Source organism: Myceligenerans indicum, from assembly GCF_016742955.1.
Classification (GTDB): Bacteria; Actinomycetota; Actinomycetes; order Actinomycetales; family Cellulomonadaceae; genus Myceligenerans; species Myceligenerans indicum.
Window position 1 is genome coordinate 41620 of the sequence record NZ_JABBYC010000036.1, and the last position, 6537, is coordinate 48156.

The 6537-nt window shown below is 69.3% G+C and carries 7 protein-coding genes; 5 read left to right on the top strand and 2 right to left on the bottom strand.

All coding sequences use genetic code 11. The features are described 5' to 3' along the window. Positions 1-3: 3 nt before the first annotated feature. The gene (locus HGK34_RS22875) at positions 4-732 is read right to left on the bottom strand and encodes a DUF305 domain-containing protein (protein WP_201849331.1); all 729 of its coding nucleotides are present in this window, start codon (positions 730-732) and stop codon (positions 4-6) included. A gap of 131 nt (positions 733-863) precedes the next feature. Here HGK34_RS22875 and HGK34_RS16290 point away from each other — a divergent pair, with 131 nt between their 5' ends. Continuing rightward, positions 864-2333, top strand: a complete 1470-nt coding sequence (locus HGK34_RS16290) for an LVIVD repeat-containing protein (RefSeq protein ID WP_307816015.1) — start codon at positions 864-866, stop codon at positions 2331-2333. Between the two features lie 91 nt (positions 2334-2424). After that, a complete protein-coding gene (locus HGK34_RS16295; protein WP_201849332.1) occupies positions 2425-3141 on the top strand; it encodes a DUF305 domain-containing protein in 717 nt (238 codons plus the stop codon). Between the two features lie 15 nt (positions 3142-3156). Here HGK34_RS16295 and HGK34_RS16300 read toward each other — a convergent pair whose 3' ends face one another. Beyond that, the gene (locus tag HGK34_RS16300) at positions 3157-3990 is read right to left on the bottom strand and encodes a CPBP family glutamic-type intramembrane protease (RefSeq protein ID WP_201849343.1); all 834 of its coding nucleotides are present in this window, start codon (positions 3988-3990) and stop codon (positions 3157-3159) included. Between the two features lie 178 nt (positions 3991-4168). On the opposite strand from HGK34_RS16300, the gene HGK34_RS16305 reads away from it, so the two are divergent. The 3 genes from HGK34_RS16305 to HGK34_RS16315 form a co-directional block, all read left to right on the top strand. Further along, on the top strand, positions 4169-5872 hold the full coding sequence (locus HGK34_RS16305) for a carbon starvation CstA family protein (RefSeq protein ID WP_201849333.1): 1704 nt from the start codon (positions 4169-4171) through the stop codon (positions 5870-5872). 4 nt (positions 5873-5876) lie between these two features. Beyond that, positions 5877-6143 (top strand): cory-CC-star protein, encoded by a 267-nt coding sequence (locus tag HGK34_RS16310; RefSeq protein ID WP_201849335.1) that lies wholly within the window; start codon positions 5877-5879, stop codon positions 6141-6143. Between the two features lie 145 nt (positions 6144-6288). Then, positions 6289-6537, top strand: a 249-nt coding sequence (locus HGK34_RS16315) for an ArsA-related P-loop ATPase (RefSeq protein ID WP_201849336.1), incomplete at its 3' end; no start/stop codon positions are given.

Below are 6537 nucleotides of genomic sequence, written 5' to 3' on the forward strand. Positions count from 1 at the left end.
CGCTCAGAGCTCGGCGAGCAGGTCCTTCATGCGATCGATCTCGGCCGCCTGGTCGACGCCGATGTTGGCCGCCAGCTGCTGGATCGACCGGTCGATCCCGGAGCCTGCCACGTCCGAGCACATCGTGATCGCACCCTGGTGGTGCTTGATCATGCCCTCCAGGAACAGCCGGTCGAACTCCGCGCCCGACGCGGCCTCCAGCTCGGCGAGCTCCGCGTCGGTCAGCATTCCCGGCTGGAGTGCGGGCCCGTGGTCGTGCGCGTCCTCCGGCGCACGGGGGCCGGTGCCGTCGGTGCCCTCGGCGAGCACGGGCACCGGCTGATCGCGCTCGGACAGCCAGCGCGACATGAGGCGGATCTCGGCCTCCTGGGTGTGGTGCATCCGGTCGGCGAGTGTCTTGAGCTGCTCCGACGCCGCATGGTCCGGTACCCAGGACGTCATCAGCACCGCCTGATCGTGGTGGTGGATCATCCCGGTCATGAACTCGGCGTCCGCCTCGTTCCACTCGTCCTCGGCGACGACGCCGTCGAAGTCCTCCGGCGCGACGGTCTCGGCGGGCTCGCCCGGCTTCCCGGGCTTGAGGACCACCGACGACGGCGTCGACACCGCCCCTGGAGCGTCGTCCTCGGCGGTGCACGCAGCCGTCGCCGTCAGCGCGAGGACGAGAAGGCCCGCCCCGGCGCCCCGGATCCACCACGACGGGTCATGTCGATGCCCTGGAGAAGTCTTCACACTGCCTCGAACCACTGGTGACCCTCCCGCGAGTCGTGTCACTGACATGTAAAAAATATCTGAGTTTACTGGACGAAACAGTAATAGGAGGTGAGACTCGCAAATGACCCTAACAAGGAGGTGTGACGCACGTGCGTCGATCAACCCTGAAGAGATCCCACCGCAGGGGCGTCGCCGGTGCCGTTCTGTCGCTCACCCTGGCGACGGCGGCCGTGGCGACGGTGGCACCGACGGCCTCTGCCGAGCCCGGCGACGAAGCCGGGCAGACGGCAGGGACCACGACGGCGGAGGCGGTCGCCGATCCCGACGTTCCGCCGGGTGAGGTCGAGAGCTTCAACATGGAGCACACCAGCAACGTCCCCAAGAACGGGTCGCTGCTGAGCACGGGCTCCGACATCGCGTTCCAGGGCAGGTACGCGTTCGCCGGCAACTACGACGGCTTCACGGTCTACGACCTGTCGAACCCCGCCCAGCCCGTTCAGGCGGTGCAGGTGTACTGCCCGGGCGGCCAGAACGACGTCTCCGTCTACAAGGACATCCTGGTGCTGTCCACGGACTCGCGGCGGACGGACGACTCCTGCGGCAGCGCGCCGACGTCGGACCCCGAGAACTACTGGGAGGGCCTCAAGATCTGGGACATCTCGGATCCGCTGCACCCCGAGTACGTCAAGTCCGTGGCGACGGACTGCGGCTCGCACACCAACTCCCTGGCGCCGACGAGGGACGGCAGGAACCTCTACGTCTACGTCTCCTCGTACTTCCCGAGCGACCAGCTCGCGAACTGCCGCCCGCCGCACGACCTGATCTCGGTGGTCAAGATCCCGACCCGCGACCTGGAGTCGGCCGAGGTCGTCGCCGAACCGGTGCTGTTCCCGGACGGCGGGTACGAGTCACCGTCCGGCCCGGACAGCTACTACTCGACGTCGGGCTGCCACGACATCACCACCTACGTGCAGCTCGACCTCGCCGCCGGCGCCTGCATGGGTGACGGCATCCTCCTGGACATCTCCGACCGGGAGGAGCCGAAGGTCATCAGCAGCGTGCGGGACACCGAGAACTTCGCATTCTGGCACTCGGCCACGTTCAACAACGACGGCACCAAGGTGGTGTTCACCGACGAGCTCGGGGGCGGCGGCCTGGCGACCTGCACCGGTGAGTTCCGGGACGAGCAGGGCGCCGACGGCATCTACGACATCGAGACCTCCTGGCACCACGGCGGCGGCAAGCGGTGGGCCGAGAAGGAGCTCGTCCTCAAGTCGTACTACAAGATCCCGCGCATCAACACCGAGGACGAGAACTGCGTGGCGCACAACGGGTCGCTGATCCCGGTCAAGGGCAAGGACCTCATGGTCCAGTCCTGGTACCAGGGCGGCACCTCGGTGTTCGACTTCACGGACTCCGAGAACCCCCGGGAGGTCGCCTGGTTCGACCGTGGCTGGGCCGAGGGGAACTGGGGCACGTGGTCGTCGTACTACTACAACGGCTACGTGTACTCGAACGACCTGTCGCTGGGCTTCGACACGTTCGAGCTGGACTCGTCCCTCGACCGCCGGGCGAAGCACCTGTGGTCGCTCAACCCGCAGGCGCAGCGGCGGTTCTGACCTGATGTCCGGACGCTGAGCAGTGCCGGGCCGCCGCCGTCCCACAGGGGACGGTGGCGGCCCTGTGCGCAGTCGTGCGAATCTTCTCCGCATGACTCAGGAGCGCCCGCCGTCGTCCCTGCCCAGCGGCTATGACCTGCGCAGACGCCTGCCGCTCATGGGTGCGGTCCTAGCCGGCGGCATCGCCACCATCCTCGCCCTCGTGTACTGGCTCGGCGTGGCGGTTCCCGCACGCCAGGCCGCGGACGGCTACAACGACGCCGATCGCATCTACGCACAGGTCATGGCCGAGCACAACGCGCAGGCGGTCGAACTCGCGTCGCTCGCACCGCACCGCAGCGAGAACGCGCAGGTCCTGCGGCTCGCGCACGACGTCGGGACGACGTCGGCGGAGCAGACCGACGCGCTGGCCGTATGGCTCCGGGACCGGACGATCCCCGTACCGGGGTCCGCCACGGTGGCACTCGCCCTGGTGGAGTCCGGTGGTCTGCGCGGAGCCGGGGACGACCGGGACGACGACGGTTCCGGCCCCCGCCCGCCCGCCGGGCTGAACCACGTCCACGGCACGGCGACCGACCACGGCATGCTGACGCCCGAGGAGGTCACGCAGCTGGCGCGCCTGCGCGGTGCCGAGTTCGACACCGCGCTGGTGGATGCGCTGATCGCGCACCACAACGGCGGCCTCCGGCCGGCCGACGACGAGGTCACCGGCGGGATGGATACGGAGGCGACCGCGCATGCCGACGCCGAACGGCAGCGGATCCGGGCCGAGGTGGAGGAGCTGCTGGCGCTCTCGGCCGGCCTCTGACGGCCGGCCCTGCCCCTACGGCGCCGTGAGGAAGATGTCGAACAGGTCCGGACGGTGCCCGTGGACGAGAACCGCGAAGACGACGGCGTCGAACAGCAGGTGGACCGTCACGACGTAGGGCAGCGACTTGAACCTCGCGAAGATCCAGCCCTGCACGAGCGCGAACGGGACGGTCAGCAGCGGCCCCCACTCGCGGTAGCCGAGCTCCCACAGGAACGACACGAAGATCATCGACTGGAGCACGTTCGCGTGCGCCACCGGGAAGTGCCGGCACAGCAGGGCGAAGCAGACGCAGACGAAGAACAGCTCGTCCCAGATCCCGACGGCGTTGACCCCGACGAACAGGCGCCAGACGTCCTGGGCACCGTCGAGGTCCGGCCAGTTGAGATACGCCCCGGACCCCAGGAAGTAGAACGGCAGGACCAGATACCCCACGGCGACGACGATCGCGAGGTAGGCCCACTGGCCCCGTCCCCAGCGGCGCCCGGTCGCGACGGGGAACTTCACGGCGTCGTGCCGCACCACGTACCGTGCCAGCACCCACGGAACGAGCACCGCACCGCCGAGTGCGAGGGTGAACCGCAGCATCCCGGCGTTCGACAGGTCCGCCGCCAGGGAGATCGTCGAGATGATCCCGAGCCCGACGGCGATCAGCACGAGGTCCGTGCCGAGTTCCCGGTCGATCCACAGCCCCAGCAAGACACCCAGCACGAGCGGCAGGTAGGCGAGCGGCCGGACATGGACCGCGAACAGCAGGACCGCGGACGAGCAGACCAGGAACGCGGCGGCATACCGCAGCACGGTGCGGGCCGCGGTCCGGGCGGGAACGGCGTCGGTCGTCACGGGCAGCAAACTACCTCCCCGGTGGGTGACGTCCGACGACTGAAGGGGCTTCACGTTGTGCGAAGCAACGAACCAGGCATGAGACGTGTCGTCGTAGAGTTCTTCATCGGTAACGTTTGATCCGCACTTGGGCGCAATGTCGCGACCAAGGGCCGGATGTCAAGGACGACAGATCGGAGCACCGATGAACTCCCTCCTCCTGGCGGTGATCGGCATCGCCATGGTGCTCGGAGGCTACTTCCTCTACTCGAAGTACCTCGCGAGCCGCGTGTACCGGCTGGACCCGGAATACGCCACCCCCGCCCACACGCAGAACGACGGCGTGGACTACGTCCCCACCAACAAGTTCGTGCTGTGGGGCCACCACTTCACGTCCGTCGCGGGAGCCGCACCGATCGTGGGCCCCGCCGTGGCCGTGATCTGGGGCTGGCTGCCCGCGTTCCTGTGGGTGACCCTCGGAACGGTCTTCTTCGCGGGCATGCACGACATGGGCGCCCTGTGGGCATCGGCCCGCCACCGCGGCCAGTCGATGGGCATGCTCTCGGGCCGCTACATCGGCGCCCGGGGCCGGTCGCTGTTCCTCGTGGTCATCTTCCTGCTGCTGCTCATGGTGAACGCCGCGTTCGCGACGGTCATCAAGAACCTGCTCATCGCCACCCCCTCGGCCGTCATCCCCACCTGGGGCGCGATCGTCGTGGCGATCGTCGTGGGCCAGATGATCTACCGCTGGCGCATGAACCTCGCACTGACCACGGTGATCGGGGTCGTCGCGCTGTACGCGCTGATCCTGCTGGGCGACGCCGTCCCGATCGCGCTGCCGGAGGACTCCGCGGCACCGCTCTGGCTGACGATCCTCTTCCTCTACGCGGCGATCGCCTCCCTGCTCCCGGTGCACGTGCTGCTGCAGCCACGCGACTACATCAACGGCGTCCAGCTCTTCATCGCCCTCGGCATCCTGTACGGCGCGGTGCTGTTCGCCAGCCCGGCCGTCGTCGCGCCGGCCGTCAACCACAACGTGCCCGAGGGCACCCCGGGCCTCGTCCCGCTGCTGTTCGTCACCATCGCCTGCGGCGCGATCTCCGGCTTCCACGGCATGGTGTCGTCCGGCACGTCGGCAAAGCAGCTCGACAAGGAGACCGACGCCCGCCTCGTCGGGTACTTCGGCGCGGTGGGCGAGGGCCTGCTCGCGCTCGGCGCGATCATCGCCGCGACCGCCGGTTTCGCCACCCTGGCCAACTGGGAGGAGGTGTATGCCGAGTTCGGCAACGGTGGTGTGGGAGCCTTCGTCTCCGGCGGCGCCACGATCGTGAACGCCGGTCTCGGCATTCCCGGCGGGCTGTCCGCCACGATCCTGGCGACCACCGCCATCCTGTTCGCCGCGACGACCATGGACACCGGCGTGCGGCTGTCCCGGTTCGTGGTGCAGGAGGCGGGCGACCTCATGGGCCTGCGCATCTCCAAGGTGGTCGGCACGGTCGTCGCCGTGGGCGTCGCCGTGGGGATCACGTTCAGCATGGGCGCGGGCGGAGACGGCGGGCTGCAGGTCATCTGGCCGCTGTTCGGCACGACGAACCAGCTTCTCGCGTCCCTCACCCTCGCGGTGGTCGCGGTGATCCTGCTGCAGCGCAAGCGCAACGCGCTCCCGGCACTCGTGCCGCTGGTGTTCGTGCTGATCATGTCGGTGTACGCCCTGATCGTGCAGCTGGGGACGTTCGCCACGAACGGCCAGTGGCTGCAGCTCGTGCTCGACGTGATCATCCTCGTCGCCTCCCTGTGGGTCGCCTTCGAGGCCGCGATCGCCATGGTGCGGGCCTGGCGCGGCCCCGAGATCACGGACGACGCCGAGACCGCGGCGGCGTCGGCGTCGGCCGGTGGATCGGAGGACTGACCGGATGAGCACGGTGCGGCGGTGGTGGCACGGCGTCTCGGAGGGGCTCCGGGAGTTCTACGTCGCGCCCTACCGCCGCACCTTCGCGCGCGCCCGGCGGGAGGAGGACGACCTCTTCACCCTCATCGTGCTGTCCGAGGCGCTGGGGGTGCCCAACCCGGCGTCGTACTACACGATCGAGCTGCTTCCGCTCATCCACGAGCGGGTCCACGACTGGCACACCCGCATGGGCATGGACCGGTCCCCCCTGGAGAACGTGTCGTGCTGCTGACAGCCGGCCCGGCAGGCTCTCCGTCCGGTCCCCGCCACGCCGTTGTGCGTGGTGGTCGCGTTCCCGCCGCGCAGCATCGCGTGGTCGGCGCGCAGGAGCCTCGGGTGAGGACGAGACGCCAGGGAAGAGGTGCACGATGAGACGGATGCCCGACGACGGACCCCGCGGTCTGCTGACCGGGCCCGGCGGGCAGGCCCTGGGGGATCTCGCCTCGCGGGTGCGGGTGCTGTTCGCGGGGGGCAAGGGTGGCGTCGGGAAGACGACGGTGGCCTCCACGCTGGCTCTTGCGCAGGCGCGGGCGGGCCGCCGAGTCCTGCTGGTCTCCACGGACCCGGCCCACAACCTGGGCCACCTGTGGGGCCGCCCCCTGTCGGACCACCCCACCCGCCTGACC